This window comes from Enterococcus sp. AZ095a (assembly GCF_050546735.1).
GTDB lineage: Bacteria > Bacillota > Bacilli > Lactobacillales > Enterococcaceae > Enterococcus_D > Enterococcus_D entomosocium.
Genome location: NZ_CP172953.1, coordinates 2761797 through 2781172, shown reverse-complemented (window position 1 = coordinate 2781172; position 19376 = coordinate 2761797). Strand labels below are relative to the sequence as shown.

At 43.5% G+C, this 19376-nt stretch carries 14 protein-coding genes; 10 read left to right on the top strand and 4 right to left on the bottom strand.

Annotated features, from left to right (window positions below; all coding sequences use genetic code 11):
- The first annotated feature begins 100 nt into the window (after positions 1-100).
- The 10 genes from IGJ26_RS12765 to IGJ26_RS12720 all read left to right on the top strand — a co-directional run bounded on the left by IGJ26_RS12765 (position 101) and on the right by IGJ26_RS12720 (position 14037).
- On the top strand, positions 101-769 hold the full coding sequence (locus tag IGJ26_RS12765; protein WP_430599680.1) for a DUF1961 family protein: 669 nt from the start codon (positions 101-103) through the stop codon (positions 767-769).
- Entirely contained in the window at positions 769-1443 is a 675-nt protein-coding gene (locus IGJ26_RS12760) for a YesL family protein (RefSeq protein WP_016608833.1), read from the top strand. Before IGJ26_RS12765 ends, IGJ26_RS12760 begins: the two co-directional genes overlap by 1 nt.
- Entirely contained in the window at positions 1418-3931 is a 2514-nt protein-coding gene (locus tag IGJ26_RS12755) for a hypothetical protein (protein WP_430599679.1), read from the top strand. Before IGJ26_RS12760 ends, IGJ26_RS12755 begins: the two co-directional genes overlap by 26 nt.
- Positions 3916-4863: an ABC transporter permease gene (locus IGJ26_RS12750; protein WP_430599678.1), complete on the top strand. Its 948-nt coding sequence runs from the start codon at positions 3916-3918 to the stop codon at positions 4861-4863. Before IGJ26_RS12755 ends, IGJ26_RS12750 begins: the two co-directional genes overlap by 16 nt.
- An 11-nt stretch (positions 4864-4874) precedes the next feature.
- Entirely contained in the window at positions 4875-5753 is an 879-nt protein-coding gene (locus tag IGJ26_RS12745; protein WP_005234200.1) for a carbohydrate ABC transporter permease, read from the top strand.
- A gap of 86 nt (positions 5754-5839) precedes the next feature.
- A complete protein-coding gene (locus IGJ26_RS12740; RefSeq protein WP_430599677.1) occupies positions 5840-8050 on the top strand; it encodes a helix-turn-helix transcriptional regulator in 2211 nt (736 codons plus the stop codon).
- A gap of 193 nt (positions 8051-8243) precedes the next feature.
- Positions 8244-10916, top strand: coding sequence for a beta-galactosidase (locus tag IGJ26_RS12735; protein WP_430599676.1), 2673 nt, complete (start codon positions 8244-8246; stop codon positions 10914-10916).
- A complete protein-coding gene (locus IGJ26_RS12730) occupies positions 10888-11727 on the top strand; it encodes a sugar phosphate isomerase/epimerase family protein (RefSeq protein WP_430599675.1) in 840 nt (279 codons plus the stop codon). The genes IGJ26_RS12735 and IGJ26_RS12730 overlap by 29 nt, the downstream gene beginning before the upstream one ends.
- A gap of 286 nt (positions 11728-12013) precedes the next feature.
- On the top strand, positions 12014-12997 hold the full coding sequence (locus tag IGJ26_RS12725; RefSeq protein WP_430599674.1) for a LacI family DNA-binding transcriptional regulator: 984 nt from the start codon (positions 12014-12016) through the stop codon (positions 12995-12997).
- A gap of 272 nt (positions 12998-13269) precedes the next feature.
- Complete coding sequence (locus IGJ26_RS12720; protein ID WP_430599673.1) at positions 13270-14037, top strand: histidinol-phosphatase; 768 nt, start codon at positions 13270-13272, stop codon at positions 14035-14037.
- A 68-nt stretch (positions 14038-14105) separates the two neighbouring features.
- Here the strand turns inward: IGJ26_RS12720 and add are convergent, their stop codons facing one another.
- The 4 genes from add to IGJ26_RS12700 form a co-directional block, all read right to left on the bottom strand.
- Positions 14106-15122, bottom strand: a complete 1017-nt coding sequence (gene add, locus IGJ26_RS12715) for an adenosine deaminase (protein WP_430599672.1) — start codon at positions 15120-15122, stop codon at positions 14106-14108.
- 152 nt (positions 15123-15274) lie between these two features.
- Positions 15275-16381 (bottom strand): alanine dehydrogenase, encoded by a 1107-nt coding sequence (ald, locus tag IGJ26_RS12710; protein WP_008380781.1) that lies wholly within the window; start codon positions 16379-16381, stop codon positions 15275-15277.
- 148 nt (positions 16382-16529) lie between these two features.
- Positions 16530-17252, bottom strand: a complete 723-nt coding sequence (locus IGJ26_RS12705; RefSeq protein WP_086297862.1) for a C39 family peptidase — start codon at positions 17250-17252, stop codon at positions 16530-16532.
- Positions 17253-17352: 100 nt separating this feature from the next.
- Entirely contained in the window at positions 17353-19284 is a 1932-nt protein-coding gene (locus IGJ26_RS12700) for an ABC-F family ATP-binding cassette domain-containing protein (RefSeq protein ID WP_101699272.1), read from the bottom strand.
- Positions 19285-19376: the final 92 nt, after the last annotated feature.

The window sequence follows — 19376 nt, the reverse complement described above, 5'->3', positions numbered from 1 at the left end:
TTGATATCAAAGAATTCAAAAAAAGTCAATTGTTAGAAATGTAGGTCAAGTTTACTATGAAAAGAGAAAAGCAGCTCATATACGCATAAAAGGAGAAGAAATGTTAGCGAAATTGATCTATGAAAATCCGCTGAATCAAGTAGCAGATATTCAACACTTTATTGCTGAAGGAGAGCCCAAAATTACTTTCCAAGACGGGATGATTCTGGCAAATACGTATTCTGAAGAATCAAACAAACAACCACATTTTGTTTTATGGCTGCCTCAACAATTTCCAGCGGACCTACGAATCACCTGGCAGTTTCAACCACTGGCTGAACCAGGCTTATGTATGCTCTTTTTTGCAGCAGGCAATCGCAAGGGTGGCTCGATCTTCGATTCTGGAGTACCCAAACGAACCGGGGCATATCCCGAGTATCATTCTGGAGGGATCAATGCTTACCACCTTTCTTATTTTCGAAGAAAGTATGAGGAGGAACGGGCGTTTGAAACGTGTAATTTGCGCAAAAGCCATGGGTTTCATCTGGTCGCCCAAGGCGCAGATCCACTTCCGAGTGTAGCAGATGCCCGAGGGTTTTATCACCTAAGAATCGATAAGGTAGGTGCAACGATCTCCTTTTGGATCAACGACTTATTGGTGTTAAGGTACCTTGATGAGGAACAGTTTGGTCCCGTATTAACCAAAGGAGCGATCGGATTTCGGCAAATGGCGCCAATGAAGGCCCGCTATAAAGACTTAAAGGTATATTCCTTAGAGGAGGAACGGTGATGAATTGGCAGAAAGCATATCAAGCAGCAGATTTTGTCTTTTATTGTTTACTGATAAATGTAACCGTTATTATAGGTGCGCTAGTAGGTGGGATCATCTTTGGACTGGCGCCTAGCGTACAAGCAGGATTCCACGTAGCAAAGAAAACCCTTAAACAGGAATCGCCGCCTTTTTTTCAAACGTTCTTTGGGTATTACCGCAGGAACTTTTGGCGATCGAATCGCTTGGGCTTACCGATCATTCTCTTTTATTTGTGCCCCATGGTAGTGATCCAGCAAGGATTTTTAGCGGCATTGACTCAAACAGGCTTGATCCTATTGATCGTTAGCCAATGCGTCGCGATCGCTGTGATCAATACATTGCTTAGCATGTACGAATATTATGTGCTCCCAACGAAGAAGTACCTAGGCGCTTCACTACGCTTTCTTTTCTTTCAACCTATTGGCACCTTTTTAGGCGTCCTTTGGTTTGGGATTTGTAGTACGATCAGCTTTTTTCTCCCCGGTCTCCTGCCATTTTTAAGTATTGGGATGTGGATTATTGGCACAATGGGGATTTACTTGAAATTATTTGATGAAAATGAACAAAAGCTAAAGCAACAAAACGATGCAGTTCAACCTGCAGAGAGGGAAGAGGAGGAAATCGAACATGGCATTGAAATGGCTCAAAAATAAACCTAAGGGAAAACGTGGGCTGAGTTTTGGGTATCCATGGGAAAAAGGGGCTTTACAACCTGAGGTTCTAAGTGAGGAACTGTTTTTACTAGGTGAGGAGCCGCTGCAAACGAAAGTACTGGCTTACTGGCCAGATGGCAGTGTGAAATGGACAGGACACAGTGGTTTGGTGGCAGAAACGACGCAGTTACTTTTTCAAAGAAAACAGCGTGTCCAGAAGAAACAGGCGATTGCTAGGGAAGCTTACAACGGTATTTATTTTGACAACGGTACGATCAAAGGCTTCTTCCCGAAACATGGGGAAGGGAAAAATGTATTGGACTGGGTAGCGGTCAATGGGCAGAAAAAATTGCAAGATCTTCACGCAATCCTGCAATACCAAAACAAAAAGGTGCAGTCCAAAGTAACGGACTTGATGTTGGAAGAAAATGGTTCCGAGAAAGCCGTTATCAAAGTATCAGGCATCATTGAGATCGATCAAGAAGTGGTGCAAGAGTTTATTTTACGGTTCCGCATCTTTCGCGAAATCAGCAAATTGGAAATCATTCATACGGTCATTATCATCAAACCACTTGCTTATGAAGGCATGGGGGTAGCATTTGATTATGCGTTGACAGGTGAAAATTGGAATCGACAAGTCAAATTTATTGCAGATGCTGTGTATCATGAAGCGGCACAATTGTTACTTTCACGGCGACACTATCAGCAAAACATTCCCTATCAACAACAAGCCAGTGGACAGCTCGTTTCATTGACCCCAGCGGACGAGCCGATGCTGTCTCATGCGGTGGAAAATGCTATTTGGGACAATTTTCGGGTCAATCAAATCAATCATCGGTCATTTGAATTAGAAAAACAGACCGAAGCTGGGTACTGTTGGTTGCCCATTGGGGATGGCGAGCATTATTCAGGTACCTTTTACGCTGGGGGAGAAACCGGCGGCGTTGCTTGCAGCATGGAGAAATTTTGGGAAAAAGCACCATCTGCGATCGAGGTGACAGGCATCACCCAAAAAGAAACCCAAATCACGATGTGGCAGTGGTCACCGAATGCCAAGCCAATGGATTTTCAGCACTATTCCAAACGGGATCATATGCTTAGCGGATACGAAGGAATGGAAGAGATTCGTTCGACGGCAGTTGGTGTAGCAAATACGACGCGTTGTTGGTTGGATCTATATGAAGAAGCCCCGTCAGAAGAAGTGTTGCTAGGCTTAGCTCAAGAAAACCAAGAACCTGCCCAGATCGTTTCATTGCCTGAGCGTTATCAAGAGACAAAGGTTTTTGGCAGGATCAGTTTACCAGACGAATCAACGAAAACGAAACAGTTGCTGGAGCAACAATTGGCTGAGATGCGTCAATTCTATTTAGCAGAAGTCCAACAAAGAAGTTGGTATGGCTATTGGAACTATGGTGATGTCATGCATACCTATGATCAGTTTCGACACCAATGGCGCTACGATCTTGGTGGGTACGCTTGGCAAAACACTGAATTGGTCCCTAACATGTGGCTTTGGCTAGATTTCTTACGGACTGGTGATCCAAGCGTCTACTATCTGGCTGAAAGCATGACGAGACATACTTCAGAAGTCGATCAGTATCATGCTGGGGAATACAAAGGATTAGGGTCACGGCATAATGTCGTTCATTGGGGTTGCCAAGCCAAAGAAGTTCGAATTTCAATGGCGGGTCTCCATCGCTACTACTACTATTTGACAGCGGATGAACGCATTGGAGAGATTATGGAACAAGTCAAAGACAATGAAACCTATGCTTTTGATGCGTTACCACCGATGCGCGAGTTTTATGAACGAGAAACGAAGCGGATACCGATTCGCATCGGACCAGATTGGGCTGCGCTAGTCTCGAACTGGTTTACCCAGTGGGAACGGACGAATGATCCTGTGTACCTTGAAAGAATTCGCACCGGCATCACCTGCATCAAAGCCATGCCCCAGCGCCTATTGTCTGGTCCCACAGTGTTATTTGATCCACAAGACAAAACCTTATCTTATATGGGAACAGGGAATTTTGGCGGCTATCACATGGTCATCTCCTTTGGGGCGCCGCAAGTTTGGTTAGAACTTGCTCAAGTGCTGGAAGACCCAGAGTGGACAGAGATGTTAGGGGAGTTTGGCTGGTTTTATAGCTTGAGTCCTGAAATAAAAGCAGAAGAGTCAAACGAGGTACTGACGGAACCTCATTTTGCCTGGCCAATGTTTGCGTCGACGATGATGGCCTTTGCTGGGCGAGTGCGTAACGATCGAGCAATCAGTCAAAGGGCTTGGCAGTTATTGCTTGATAATGACAAATCGGGTGTTCCATTGCCGATCGAAGCGACCATTGAAGCAGCGACAACGTGGAAAAAAATAAAAGAAATGCCGTGGGTATCGACCAATGTGTTGTCACAGTGGGGGCTAAATACGATTTGTTGTTTAGCACTGATTGGAGCGGAATTAGAGGAGGAGAATGAATGGAAACAACAATAAAAAAAGTGCCGAAAACGAAAGAGCAATGGGGGAGTTTTCTCAACCATTTTAAACAAAATAAATGGCTCTATATTTTGACGATTCCCGGGATCATCTATTTTGCAGTATTTCGTTATGCGCCGATGTATGGGTTGATCATTGCTTTCAAAGATTATGTGCCCTTTTTAGGAATCGCAGATAGCCCATGGGTAGGAACACAAAATTTTATGGATTTCTTCAATAATCCTGATTTCTTTCGAATCTTGTGGAACACGTTGATAATTGCCTTTTTAAACATTTTCTTTTCGTTTCCAGCACCAATCTTTTTGGCACTGTTACTGAATGAATTACGCAACAAGCTGTTTCAGCGGACCATTCAAACCTTCGTCTATGTACCGCATTTTCTTTCATGGACGATCGTCGTTAGTCTTTGGCATATTTTATTCAACATCGATCATGGAGCGATCACTCAATTTATCGCTTCGTTGACAGGCGTGGAAATCGATTTTCTCTCAGACCCGCAATGGTTCCGCCCCATGATCGTGATGCAATCGATTTGGAAAGAGATCGGTTGGGGGACCATTATTTATTTAGCTGCCTTATCAGGTGTGGATCAGGAACAATACGAAGCCGCGATCATGGATGGTGCAGGACGTTTTCGTCGTGTGTGGCATATCACTTTGCCTGCGATTCGTTCGACGATCATCATTATGCTGATCATGCGGATCGGGTCGATTTTGTCTACTGGGTTTGATCAGATTTTCTTGATGACCAATCAGTTGAACCGAACAGTAGCAGATGTTTTTGATACGTATGTGTATATGATGGGGATCACCAATGGCGCTTACAGTTACTCAACAGCCGTCGGATTATTTAAATCGATCGTTGGGATCATCCTCGTACTTTGTACCAATAAATTAGCGAAACGTTTTGGCGAAAGCGGCTTATACTAAGGAGGAAAAAGATGGATACTTTACACAATACGAAGGCAGGGAAAATATTTGACATTTTTAATGCACTATTTTTGGCATTGATTGGGTTATTCATGGTGATTCCTTTTATTTATGTGATCGCAGGTTCATTTGCTACGGAGTTAGAATTGACCACACGTTCGTTTTTCTTATGGCCAAATGAGATCAGTCTCGACTCCTATCGCTTTATTTTTTCAACCAACACCTTTATCCGTAGTTTGCTTGTAACGGTCGGCGTTACCATCGTTGGCACGCTGGTGCAGCTTTTCTGTACCTTCACCTTTGCCTATCCTTTATCACGCAAGCACCTAAAAGGACGGAACACCTTGTTGAATCTCGTGATTTTTGCAATGCTCTTTTCAGGTGGGATGATCCCAACGTTTATCGTGGTGAAAAATTTAGGACTGATCAATTCTTATTGGGCATTGATTTTGCCAATCGCGATCAATCCCTTCAACTTAATGATCATCAAAAACTTTTTCCAAGAAATGCCGATCGAGTTGGAAGAATCCGCCAAGATGGACGGCTGTACGGAACTAGGGATCTTATGGAAAATCATTTTGCCTTTATCAAAACCAGTGATCGCGACCTTCACCCTTTTTTACGCCGTTGGTATCTGGAACGACTTCATGAGTGGATTGCTCTATATCAACGATTCAGCAAAATGGCCGATTCAGTTATTGTTAAGACAGATCACGATGGCGTCCAGTGGTGCCAATGCGTTAGCAAGTATGGACCCCAACTATGTGCCGCCGGAACAAGGAATCAAATTTGCAGTCATCATTGTGGCGACTTTGCCAATTTTGATCTTCTATCCGTTTTTGCAAAAACATTTTGCCAAAGGAATGCTGATTGGATCTGTCAAAGGATGATACACTTCAATAGTTGTGGATAGGTTGTCATGCGTTTTTTCGCATGACAATTTGTTACATAAAATCTATTACAAGGGTGTTTGGGAATGAAGTACTTTAAAACAGGCGGTTTTCATCGAAAACTGCAGCTAGCCAGTCTATGGATCGTCGTGCCGCTATTAGCCGTTGCAATCTTTTTGCATGCCTATTTGATCGGACCATTACAACGATCGTATCAGGAACTAAATAATCGCCAAGTCGAAGGAATCGTTAGTAACATCAACCAACAGTTCTCGCAGCTGGAAGTGACTTTAAGCGTTTGGGGGCAATCGTTTCAAAGGCGCTACCAAGAAGATTTATTGGAAACGACAAATTATCAGACGCTGATCCAGCTGTCGGAAGAATTGTTTTACTTAACCAATAGCTCCAATTATGTCAATCGAATCGGTATTTATTCACTAGGCGAGACGCCTTTTGGGATTGAAAGTGGCGGCACGTATGAATTAACACTCGAGCAAACCAAAACAGCATTTGCACGCTATCGGATCGATAATGGTAGGCAGTATCAGTGGAAGATCATTGAAGAAGAGGATGAATTGATTTTTGTACAAAACATTGATAGCCAAGGCGAAGATCAGCCTAAAATTTTTTTAGTTGCAACGATCGACGAGCAATCATTGTTAAAGTATTTTTATGATACTCAAATTGAAAATGGACTCGCAGCGATTTCCTTTAATCATGAGAGTTTTCGTTTTATTGGCGATCAGAACTTAGCGAATGTTATCCAACCGCTGAGTGAAGAGCATCAAGGAACTTGGGTCGAATCGATCAATGGCAATGATTATAGCATGATCGCCGTAAACAGTATGCGACTCAATCAAATATGGACCTTTTATACCGTCGTTCCCTTAGCATTGATTACCGAGCCAGTCACTCATTTGGCTAGAGTGCTGATCGTCGTAAGCATTCTTTTTATTGCTTGTGTGGCAGTCATGAGTCTCTTTTTGGCAAAAAAACAATACCAACCTTTTGAAAAAACGATGGATCAGCTCTTTGGTAATACCCAATGGAAAAAAGAAAACGATCTAGAGTTTTTGGTGGACCGTTGGCAACAATTAAGTCGGGAAAAAGGATTGCTACAAAATCAGGCGGAACGCTTTCAAGATTCGCTCAAGCGGCAAGTAATCCAACATTTGATGGAAGGGTATTATGGCTATCTGTCAGAGGAAGAATCGCAACAATTACTGCAGCAAAAAAACTGGCGCTTAAGTGACCAAGGGTATCGCCTGTTTTATTTCCAACTCAATGATCTATTAAGCAATCAAGCAAATTCACAAGATGAAACCCATATTTTGTTTGCGCTAGAAAACATTATAACGGATGTCACAGCCATGTTTTTCCCTGAATCAACCATCGTTTCTTCAAATGAAGGACGGATTTTGGTTTTTGTGGTCAATCAAGAGCAACAACTGACAGATTACTTCACGATGGTCACCAAGCAAATCAATTTGATCGTCTGCCGTTATGTCACCATCGTTAGTTCGCAACAAGAAACAGAGATTCGCAAGTTGCCTGAAGTTGCCCAATGTCTCAAAAAGCAAATCCATCTGCAACGGTTGATTTCCGAAAATCAAGTGCTTCAAGGAGAGAAAATGCGCCCACTGCCGAAGTATTCTCTTTCGCAAGAAAATTTGATTTTAACAGCGCTGAAAAGTGGCTATCATGAAGAATTGCAACGAAGTCTCCAGCGGTTTTTAGAACAGGTCGTGGCAGAAAACAATCAACAGGCTGCGGTGATCTATGTGGTCAATCGACTGTACGATCAAGTCGATTACCTTTTAAATGAAAATGGGGTCTCACGAACGGATTATGTATCGAAAACGGTTGTGTTAGAGCGAATCGAACGACTTTTAGCCATCAATCAGATCCAAGCCTTTTTGTACCATCATTTCTTAAAACCCGTCTCCATCCTCTGGCAAGAAAATGTCGCTAATTCTTATAGTGAAATGATCCAAAAAGTAGCGGAGTACATCCAATCTGATTTTCGCAATGAACAAATTTCGTTAGAATACGTTGCGGATCGTTTCGAAGTAGACCCAATCTTTTTGAGTAAGGAGTTCAAGCGTGCCAAGCAGGTCAACTTTATTGATTATTTAACCAATGTTCGCATCGTAGAAGCAAAACGGCAGTTGCTCGAAACTGATCACCAAATCAATGAAATTGCAGAAAGCCTTGGGTATAATCCCAGTTACTTCAATCGTTTATTTAAAAAGTGCACGGGAATGACCCCAGGACAATATCGAAAAGGTCAGAGCTGATCACTGTTGGTTGCTGCGGAAAAGCTCGTATTTTCGCAGCTTTTGCTCTGATTTTTCCATGTTTTCGTCAGCCAATGTTTTGTATAATAGAAAAGAAAGCGATTTCTAATACAGCTTAAGTTCAGCAAGAAAACCAGCAGACTTGTCAAAGCTGTTGGAAATCTGATAGTAAATAGATGGAGGAAGAAAAGAAATGAAAATCGTTCTAGGCGGAGATTCAACCGTGGCGGATTATCCCCTTGATCAACAGCCAATGATGGGCTGGGGACAAGCTTTACCAAGCTATCTGTCCCCAGAAGTAGACGTACACAATTTTGCGAAAAACGGCAGTACGACTCGTTCCTTTATCGAAGAAGGGTTGTTTGAGCAACTCCTGCAAGAAGTCGAACCGAATACAGTCGTCCTACTGCAATTTGGACATAATGACCAAAAAGAGAAAAATCATGTCACGATGGAGGCGTACATTGCTCATTTGACAGACATGATCCGTCAAATCAAAGAAAAAACAGGAATCCCGATCCTGTGTACACCTGTTGAACGGCGTGTAGGAGAAGAGGGACGACTGGCGCATACGTTGTCAGCGTTTTTATCGGTCTTAAGAGAACTTAGTCGAACGGAAGAAGTGGATTTGTTTGATTTAAATCGCTATACCTATCATTATTATGACACACTAGGACTAGAAGCTTCCAAAGCACTCTTTGTTTGGTTAGCACCGGATGAACACCCTAATTATCCTGCAGGTCTCGCAGATGATACCCACTTTTCAAAGGTCGGGGCGCATATGATCGCTCGCTATGTAGCGATTCGTTTACAGGCGTTTTTCCATGAGCAACCACTGTTTCCTGATATTTATTACGGCGCCTGCATGTATCCAGAAGTCTGGTCGGAAGAAATCATGCAAAGTGATAGTCAAACGATGAAAACGTTGGGCATGAATTTTGCTAGAATTGGGGAATTCATTTGGCGTGACTTGGAGCCTCAACCTGGAGAATATGATTTTTCGTTGTTGGAACGTGCGCTAGAACAGTACCAAGCAAATGGCATCGATGTTTGCTTATGTATTCCAACGCCGACCCCACCCCGCTGGTTTACAAAACAGTACCCAGAAGCATTAATCACTAATCAAGATGGAACGAAGATGCATCACGGCTCAAGACAGCATGTCTGTACAAACAACGAGGACTTTCGCCGTTATGCCTATCGGTTGACGAGAAAAATCGCTGAGATTGCCGAAAAACATGAAAATGTCGTTATGTTGCAATTGGACAATGAATTTAAATGTCATGTCGATCTATGTTATTGTACGACGTGCCAAACGCGTTGGCATACGTATTTAAAAGATAGCTATCAATCCGTGACCAACCTCAACGAGTGTTGGGGCACGAAGGTATGGAGTGAGTGGTATGACGCATTTGAGGATGTCGTCTTGCCACTAACGACCCCGTTTTTGCATAATTCTTCCCTGATGAATGCCTTTCGTCGCTTTACCACTGATACGTTGAATGAGTTTGCGCATGATCTTTGTCATTTTATCCGAATGGAGACCGCGTTACCCATTACCCATAACTCCGCTTTTGGGTTTAACTTGCAAAATGATGAGCTATTTGCTGATTTAGATATTGCTGGTTTTGATACGTATGCACCGGCAGACAACTATCCAGCGTATACCATGAACTTGGATCGTTGGCGGAATGTCAAACCGCGCAACAAGGAAATGTTATTGTTAGAAACTTGTACCGCCAATGCCGGTCATATTGAAAACTATGCGGCACCTCGTCCTCATGGGTTTGTCACAAGTGAAGCGTTCATTGGCTATGCTGGTCATTTGAAATCCTTCTGTTTTTGGCATTTTCGTGGACATCGCTATGGTGTGGAGCAACCCCATAGCGCCGTGTTAACTGCTTGGGGAGAGCCAGATCGTGGGTATGAAGAGGTAGTTCGGATTGGCGAACTAAGACAACAGATCGCACCACTTTTAGCGGAAACGAAGTATGTATCTGCAAAAATAGCCATCATCTACTCGGACTACTCGAAACGCTTTTACACGATCGATCATGGGGGTATTTATGATTATCGCAGCCTGTTTACCGAATTTTACGGCAGTCTGATTCGCCAAGGGATTCGTGTAGAAATCATTCAAGAAAATAGTCCGTTAGAAGAGTATGATGTTGTTCTTGCCCCATTTGTTCGTTGGATCAGTCCTACCTTGCTGAAAAAATTTGCCGCCTTTACTGAAGCAGGAGGCAAGCTGATTTTAGGCCCGATGACGGGGGATCGGACAAAAGAGCTAGCGTGGCCAGCGACGAATGGCTTAGATCGTTTAGGAGAATGGCTCGGGTTTGACCAAATCCAGCAGTTTACGGTGAAAGGACTGACTTATCAGCTAACCTATGACGGCCTAAAAGAACCTTTGGATCATTTGGTCACAGTTTTTCATTGCCCAGAAGATTGGGAAACGATCGGACGAGGGAATGACCAAACGCTACTAGCTAAGAAACAACTGGCTCAAGGAGAGATCATCTATTTAGGTGCGCTACCTAGCAATTTACCAGACAGTTTGATATGGCAGTCGTTTTGTCACAAAGAACTTTTCCCTTATGAATCAGAGCGCCTGTTGATCAAATGTTCGGAAGGTGTGATGAAGTATCGCCGAGAGTCAGCGACCCATGTCCAACTCTGGATCAGTAACTTAGGGATGACGACAGCTGACTTTACCTTACATCTCCCCGGTTTCGAACGCTTATCAGGTGAAGCGCTGGCGCGGGGTAACCATAGGCTAGAACCTTATGAAAATTTGATTATTGAATGGGAAAAAACAGTAGAAAGCGAGGAGTCAGATGATTCATTTAGCCATCCGAGGGCATGACCTCTCAGGAGAATATACACCCAAGCAGCTAGCACAAGCGGTAGGAGCAAAGAAAATAAGAAACGTTCAGTTTGCCTTGAATGCGTCTTTTCCAGACCTAAGTGCTCCTGAAAAAATGAGTCCAGGTATGGGGACCTTCTTCAAGAATGAATTCCAAGAACAAGGCGTTCAAATCGCTTTGTTAAGTTGTTATAGTAACTTGATTCATCCCGAACCAGAGGAACGAGAGAAAATCTTACAGAAATTTGAGCGCTACTTATTCCATGCCCGTTATTTTGGTGCCAGCATGGTGGCTTCAGAAACAGGCTCAGTCATTGCCGCACTGGGATATAGTGAAGAGAATTTTTCAGATGAGGTTTTTGAAGACTTGATCCATGTGATCCAGCGACTCGTTCGAGTGGGAGAAAAATATCAAATCATGGTAGGGATCGAAGCCGGACTGAATCATCCGCTGTATTCGAATCAGCGCATCGCCGAGCTGATTGAACGTGTTCCTTCTGATTATTTAGGGATCATTTATGATCCAACGAATTTGATCACCGCAAAAACGGCTGCTGATCAAGTCGCATTGGTAGAAGAAGCATTTACTCTTTTCGGAGAGAAAATCGTCTGCTTGCACCTAAAGGATTTTCAACTCTCGGGAGAAGAAGTGATCCCTGTCCCATTAGGTGAAGGACAAATACGGTATCCAGAAATTTTACAGCTTCTGATCAAACACAAGCCATACTGTTATGTGGTATTAGAAGAAACAAAAGACGCTGGGATCGATCGTGCGGTGGCGTTGATTGAAGGCTTAGATTTAAAAAATTAGCTGGGTGCTTTTGTAAATGATTGTTTAAGAGAACACGGGAGTGATTTTCTTGTTTTCTTCAAAGACGCTGACATTAATGCAAACTTTTATCGAGCATAGAAAAGTTGTTTATGGTGAGATTTCATCTAAACAGCTTTTTTATTTTCATAAAAACAGAAAATATGATGCAAGGTTTGTTATTATAGAATAAAAAGAAAGCGTTTTAGAGTGTTGCATTCGGATAATAGATCAAATGGAAAAGGATTTAACAATTACGAGACATGTAAAAGAGAGAAAGGAGGGACCAATGGCAAACATGCAAGACGTAGCAAAACTTGCCAATGTATCCGTGACTACCGTCTCACGAGTGATCAATAACAGAAAATATGTCAATGAAGAAACAAAGCAGATTGTGCTAGAAGCAATTCAAGCACTTGATTATGTACCAAATGAATTAGCACGGTCCTTTTATTACAATTCCTCAAAGATGATCGGCTTGCTGATCTATGATTTGAAAAATGATTTTTATAATCAATTTATCACCCGAATCGAGTCGCAACTGATTGAGAAAGGCTATAGTTTGATGATTGGTACCACACAAGGGAATCCTGAAAGAGAAACCTATTTTTTGAACTTGTTTCTCGCAAATAATATTGATGGGGTAATTTTATGTACCAACCTTTGTACGCAAGGTCCATTGTTGCAAAAGGTTCTCAAATTACCTCTAGTGAGTGTGGGTAGAGTCCTTAGCGATGAAGTATCCTCCGTTTCTGCGGATAATACCTCAGGTGGACAGTTGGCAGCACAGATCTTAATCCAAAATCGTTGTCGCGAGATCCTCTTCGTTAATGGACCAAAGACATTACATTCCGTTCAAGAAAAATCAGCTGGTTTTTATCAAGTGATGGACCAATACCCAGAGATCCATGTTCACGAGGTCATACTCGATTTTGTAAATGTCACGCAAACTTCCTTTGATCAACTTTTTCGTCAATGGCCTTCTATCGATGGCATTTTTGCGGCAAGCGATTTTTTGGCAGCCTGCGCTTTACGTTCCCTTCATTCACTGGATAAAAAGGTTGGTGAAGCGATTCAAGTGATTGGTTATGAAAACACCAATGTTTGTCTTTGTACTAACCCTTTGCTTTCGTCCATCGCACGACCTTTAGAGGAGATGGTGGATTGGACGACCCCGCTACTTTTTCAAGAGGTACAAGGAGACAAAACCGCACCAAGACACGTCCTCTTGAAAAATTCATTTGTCCCAAGAGAAACGACTCAATGGAAGTGATGGGAAAAGAAGCAACCGTTTGCAGCTTTCTTTTGATTGTCTTGGGATAGCCGCAATTCTATAATGAAATGGACTGGAATAAATCTAGAATGAGGAAGTTGCTAAGTGATAGGTGTTGATAGCTAGGAATATTTTTTTAAAAAATGGTTCCGCTTACGAAATGTTCTGTAAAATAGCGAACGGCTTGAAGGATAACGCCTCAAGAAGAGCGTACCTAAAATGCGATCACAAGAACAAATTAACCTAAATGTAATATGAAGGAGTGATTAACCATGTGGAAAGGAAACTATCATACCCACACAACTCGATGCAAACATGCACGGGATTCTGATGAAGACTATGTGATCAAAGCCATCCAAGCTGGCTTTAAGGAAATCGGCTTCGCTGATCATTGTCCCTGGCCCTTTGAGGATGGGTATGTCTCGCCCATGCGGATGGATGTTGCGCAATTGGAAGATTACGTTTCATCGGTGAAAAGCTTACGGGAAAAATATCAAGGACAAATCGATGTGAAATTAGGATTAGAGTGTGAATATTTTGAAACAATGATTCCTTGGCTAGTTGCAGAGAAAGAAAGGCTGTCGATCGACTATTTGATTTTTGGCAATCACTTTCCTGAAATCGAAAGCAATCACTATTACGACCATACACCCGGGGATTCGGTAAAAGCGATCAAAGATTATCTCCGTGTTTCTTTACAAGGGATCGAATCAGAAATTTTTGCTTATATGGCACACCCAGATGTGTTTATGCGGGGCTATAAAACCTTCGATTCCCATTGCGAAGAAGTTGCTTACCGTTTATGCGAAAAAGCCAAAGAGTATCAGCTGCCATTGGAGTATAATTTGGCGGGCTATACGAATGGTGGCTATCCGCATCCTGAATTTTGGAAGATCGCTAAGGAAGTCGGCTGCTCTTGTATTATTGGGATCGATGCCCACGAGAGTGCGGCTTTCACAAATACAGAAATTTACGAAAGAGCTCTTTTAGAAATCGATGCCTTAGGATTAACAAGGATCGATCGGCTCTTCTTTGCGTGAAGGAAAGAAAGTTGATTGTTTTGGAAATAAACATGGACGCCAGTGGGGATCACTAGCGTCCATGTTTATTAGAATTGCCATTCTTGAATTTTTTTCAAGAGTACCGCTTTGTCGGCAGCTTCCGCAAAGGAATGCTGAGCGGCAGTTTCGTTTATGAAGCGCATCTCTGATTCGGACATGTCGCAATGATGAGCCATTTGCAGGTATTCATTGGTCAATGTCGTATTTGAGACCGTTCGGTTATCTGTGTTCAAACAAAAAGGGACATTGGCTTCCAGCCATTCTCTTAATGGGTATGCCGAGTATGTGGGAATCGCACGAGTATGAACATTGCTGGTAGGACAGCCTTCGATACAGCGCTTTTGTTCTCGAACAAACGCTTGAGCAGTGTGATCTCCTTTTAAGGCGATGCCGTGGCCAATCCGCTGCGCACCGCTTTCGATGGCTTGATAAATGTTTTGCACACAGCCGCATTCGCCTGCATGTAAGGTCAGCTGGACACTTTGGTTCTTGAGGAACACTTGATAGCTAGCAGCTAAATCAGGGACGTACCCGTCTTCTTCTGGACCTGCTAGATCAATACCGACTACTTTTTCATCGGTAAGAGCGATCGCTTCATCAAAAATCTCCGTAATAGCTGGTAGGTCTTCTTGACGCATCCCAATGACCAAAACATTGCCTTTGATTGGGTAGCGTTTTTCTGCTCGTGCGATGCCTTCGATCACGGCTTGGATGGTCTGGCTGCAAGTGAGTCCTTTGTCCATCGATAAGCTGGGGGCAAAGCGGATCTCAATATAAGCGACCCCATCTTGAGCGGCTTGTTCCATCACGTCATAGGCAGCAGCTGCTAAAGCTTCTTGTGTTTGCAAATACGGCCGAACGAAATCAAAGCAGCTAAGATAATCCCTCAGGTCATGACAATCTTTGGGGGCTTGCATCTGTGCTTTCACAGCTTCGATGTCTTGAGCGATGGGAAGCTCTTGCTGATTGGCGATGGCGATCAATGTTTCTGGACGAATGGAACCGTCGAGATGGCAATGAAGTTCTACTTTGGGAAATGCTTGGATTTGTTGTTGAGTAAGCACAGTGTTCCTCCTGTCTAGGTCGAATTTTTTTTAAGTATGAATATAGCATACTTCCAAAGCCCATGCTACCCAAAAAAGGAAATTCTCATAGAAAGCAAACCAGCAACCGCGAATTACTTGTGCGGCTGCTGGTTTTATTGTGGGAGAGTGGCTCAAATCAATTCCGATAGATCGGTAAAAGGCAATGACAGATCGTGAGCGGCTTCTTTTGAAGTAAATGCGCCCTCATAGGCGATGACCCCTTTGGCAAGGGCCTCGTTTTCTCGCAACGCTGCTAAAGGGTTTTTCGCTAGCTGCTGGGCATACGGTAATGTGGCAATGCTCAATGCGATGGTTGCCGTTTGCGGCACAGCTCCCGGCATATTCGCCACTGCATAGTGAATAACTTCTTCCCGGATATAGGTTGGCTCGTCGTGGGTGGTGACTTTGTCTTCAGTCTCGAAAATTCCGCCTTGGTCAATGGCAATATCGACGATCACGGATTTTTCAGGCATCTGTTTCACCATGTCGCGGGTCACTAAGCACGGGGCTTTTTGTCCTGGCAATAAAACTGCTCCTACCACCAAGTCTGCGGATTGGATCGTTCGCTCGATATTCAAACGATTGGAATACAAAGTTTGGACTTGACCAGAAAATTGTCGATCCAGCTCTTGTAAGCGTGGGATTGAAACGTCTAAAATTGTCACTTGTGCGCCTAGACCTACGGCGACTCTCGCGGCATTCTCGCCGGCAACGCCACCACCAATGATCGTTACCCGACCTTGACGGACGCCGGGAACACCCGAGAGCAGGATCCCTTTTCCGCCATAAATTTTTTCGAGAAATTGCGCGCCAATTTGAACAGACATTCTTCCAGCGATCTCACTCATGGGAGACAGTAAAGGCAGGGTGCCGTTCGCCAGCTGGACGTTCTCATAAGCAACAGCGATCACTTTGCTGTCGATCAACGCTTGAGCAAGCTGTTGATTGGCGGCTACGTGGAAATAGGTGAATAAAACCAGTCCCTCATGCAAAAAGGGGTATTCTTCTGGTAAAGGTTCTTTGACTTTCATAACCAATTCAGAGGCCCAAACCTCTTCAACGGTAGCAATCGTAGCGCCGACTTCCTGATACGCTTGATCAGAAAAGGTTGATCCTGCACCAGCGCCTTGTTCAACGAAGACTTCGTGTCCGTCTTGGACTAACTCATAGACTCCGGAGGGCGGCAATGCCACACGATTTTCATTGTTCTTAATTTCTTTGGGGATACCGATTTTCATAGATTTCACACCTTTCTTTCTTCCATTATAATAGAAAGCGGATTCCCAAAGGGAGAAAAAAGGGTTTTTTTATTAAAAAAATAAGATCCAGTTGCTGCTTTCGGGACGACAAAGAAAAAAGCCCCACAATGGGACTTTTTTCGAACAATCAGCTGAAGGTCCAAAAGCGTAAGCTTTGATCAGCGATTTCATCTAGTGTGTAGTAAGTAGCGTAGTGGGATTTTTCCGGATCATCATTGGGATCTAAGACAAACACTTGATCGCCCATCATTCCACCTAAGACCATGATATGGCCGCCATCTGTAAATTCCCCTGGGGTCATAGAAACGATGACGGGATGATTTTGTTGCAAGTAGGCTTCAACGCTAGCTAGGTCAGTACTAAGATCATAATAGTTGTAGCCGTTTGCATCGGCAAAGTCAGAAAAAATCCGCCAGTCCGTTCCTTGGCCGTCAACGTAATAATGATCTCCTGCCCAATCAAGGACTTCCGGTGGCGTAATGTGATAGCCTTCAAGATAGGATTGAACCATCGCAAGAGAAGCGATCGCACAGCCGTTTTCTGCTAAGGTTTGGCTGCCGTCATTGCCATAGGATCTATCGGCCCATTCTTCGTTCGTCTGCAGGAAAATCGGTGTTGTGATGTCCATTTCCCCTAAGTACGCATTGATATCTTCACTAAAAATAGCTTGAGAGTAAATATATTCGTCGTCATAACTCTCATCATAGGCAACGACGGTGTGCACGTGTTCGGACAACTCTCCGTACAACACGTGATGAGAGATTCGATTGAACCCTATCCAAATCAACACCAATCCTGCTAAAACAATCATTGGCCGACGCTTTCGATAAACATCTGTCTGTTTTTGCATTTTTCCCTCCTTGTTTTACGAATCGTACGTATTCATCCTGTTCTTTTAAGTAAAACAAAGGAGGGGGAGCTTGTCATCGGCCTACAGACCGATTCCACGATCAACTTTCAAATGCCTCTAGTTCTAAGCTAGTATTTTCCCATGCTTCTAATAGGGCTTCTTGTTCAGTGCGGGCTTGTTCTAACGCTTGATTCAACGCGGTCAATTTTACATGATCATTCAACGCTTCTGGTGCGGTCATGTCTTGTTCCAGTTGCTGGATCGTTTCTTCTATCTTGGCAAGCTCTTCTTCGATTTGGGCGACTTTTCGCTGTAAGGTTCTAACGGCTTTTTGCTGTTCTTTGCTTTGGACAAAGTTTTGTTTGCCTGCTGAAATGGTGGTTTCGGTTGTTTTTGCTTCCAGCATCGCTGCGATTTCAGCTTCTTCTTGTTTCTTTTCTAAATAATAATCGTAATCGCCTAGATAGAGCTTGCTGCCATTTTCAGACAGTTCCACGACCTTGGTGGCGATTCGATTGATAAAGTAGCGGTCGTGAGATACGAAGAACAACGTGCCTTCATAATCGATCAGGGCATTTTCTAAGACTTCTTTGCTGTCGATGTCTAAGTGATTGGTTGGTTCATCCAAAATCAAGAAATTGTCATGATCCATGGCTAATTTTGCCAAAGCGACACGGGCTTTTTCGCCACCGCTTAACAGCGTGATCGGCTTTTCAACATCTTCTCCCGAAAATAAGAAGCTGCCTAATATATTGCGAATATCGACTTCAGGTGTGGTACTGTGGTCATCCCAAAGCTCATGGAGGATCGTTTTGGTTGAGTGCAGATCGGATTGAGTTTGGTCATAGTACCCGATTGAAACATTGGCGCCAAAATGCACCTTTCCTTGAATAAAGGGGATTTTATGAATCAGCGATTTCAGTAAGGTTGACTTGCCGATCCCATTCGGCCCCACTAAAGCGATCGCATCTTTGCGACGAACATCTAAGTCGATGGGCGCCGATAAGACTTCTTCTTCAGAATAACCGATAGCGGCATTTTCTACTTGCATTACAACATTTCCTGAAGGTTTTTCAATGGAAAAAAGGAAGTGGGCGGATTTTTCATCTCCTTGCGGGCGATCCAACCGGTCCATTTTCTCCAATTGCTTACGGCGACTTTGCGCGCGTTTGGTGGTAGAGGCACGGACAAGGTTGCGGGCAACAAAGTCTTCCAGTTTATTGATTTCTTCTTGCTGCTTTTCAAAGGCTTTCCATTCGCTTTGCAGCTGTTCCGCTTTCAGGGTCAAATAGCGGCTGTAATTGCCTTTGTAGTGGCGCATTTTTTGCCGACTCAGTTCGTAGACTTCGTTGACAACTTTGTCTAAGAAGTAACGGTCATGGGAAACGATCAGCAACGCACCGGCATATCCTTGTAGATAGTTTTCCAACCAAGATAACGTTTCGATGTCTAAATGGTTGGTCGGCTCATCGAGGATCAAGATATCAGGTTTTTGCAGCAGCATTTTTGCTAATGCCAAGCGGGTTTTTTGACCACCGGAAAGGGTATCGATCGGCTGTGTGTAAAAAGAAGGATCAAACTGAAAACCGTGCAAGACGGAGCGAATTTCATTTTCATAGCCATAGCCGTTTTTTTCTGCAAATTCATGTTGCAATTGATCGTATTCTTTCAGGAGATTGCCAGAGTTAGCAGCAGGATCTGCTTCGGAGATGGCGATCTCTAAGGTACGCATGCGCTGCTCCATCTGTCGAACCGTTGCAAAAGCTCCTAGCATTTCTTCCCAAACGGTGGCCTGACTATCAAGTCCGGTATCTTGAGCTAAGTAGCCCATCGTAGCGGTCTTGTTTTTAGCGATCGTTCCTTTATCAGGACTTTCGAGTCCAGCAATAATTTTCAGTAGCGTTGATTTACCAGCACCGTTGCGCCCAACAAGCGCGATTCGGGAATTGCTGGCAATCTCTAATTGGATATTTTCAAATAAAACCTCGGCTCCGAAAAGACGGGCGATTTGGTTGGCTTGTAATAAAATCATGTGTATGTCATTCCTATCTTTAAGAAACTTGTCTGTATCAAGGTTGCAATACTACAAGTCTATCATATTTTATGAAAAACAGCGATTGGGAA

Coding starts and splice junctions, on each gene's coding strand:
- IGJ26_RS12725 (WP_430599674.1), top strand. CDS start 12,014: ATGGCAAACATGCAAGACGTAGCAAAACTTGCCAATGTATCCGTGACT.
- IGJ26_RS12700 (WP_101699272.1), bottom strand. CDS start 19,284: ATGATTTTATTACAAGCCAACCAAATCGCCCGTCTTTTCGGAGCCGAG.
- IGJ26_RS12735 (WP_430599676.1), top strand. CDS start 8,244: ATGAAAATCGTTCTAGGCGGAGATTCAACCGTGGCGGATTATCCCCTT.
- IGJ26_RS12745 (WP_005234200.1), top strand. CDS start 4,875: ATGGATACTTTACACAATACGAAGGCAGGGAAAATATTTGACATTTTT.
- IGJ26_RS12755 (WP_430599679.1), top strand. CDS start 1,418: ATGGCATTGAAATGGCTCAAAAATAAACCTAAGGGAAAACGTGGGCTG.
- IGJ26_RS12705 (WP_086297862.1), bottom strand. CDS start 17,252: ATGCAAAAACAGACAGATGTTTATCGAAAGCGTCGGCCAATGATTGTT.
- IGJ26_RS12720 (WP_430599673.1), top strand. CDS start 13,270: ATGTGGAAAGGAAACTATCATACCCACACAACTCGATGCAAACATGCA.
- IGJ26_RS12740 (WP_430599677.1), top strand. CDS start 5,840: ATGAAGTACTTTAAAACAGGCGGTTTTCATCGAAAACTGCAGCTAGCC.
- ald (WP_008380781.1), bottom strand. CDS start 16,381: ATGAAAATCGGTATCCCCAAAGAAATTAAGAACAATGAAAATCGTGTG.
- IGJ26_RS12760 (WP_016608833.1), top strand. CDS start 769: ATGAATTGGCAGAAAGCATATCAAGCAGCAGATTTTGTCTTTTATTGT.
- IGJ26_RS12765 (WP_430599680.1), top strand. CDS start 101: ATGTTAGCGAAATTGATCTATGAAAATCCGCTGAATCAAGTAGCAGAT.
- IGJ26_RS12730 (WP_430599675.1), top strand. CDS start 10,888: ATGATTCATTTAGCCATCCGAGGGCATGACCTCTCAGGAGAATATACA.
- IGJ26_RS12750 (WP_430599678.1), top strand. CDS start 3,916: ATGGAAACAACAATAAAAAAAGTGCCGAAAACGAAAGAGCAATGGGGG.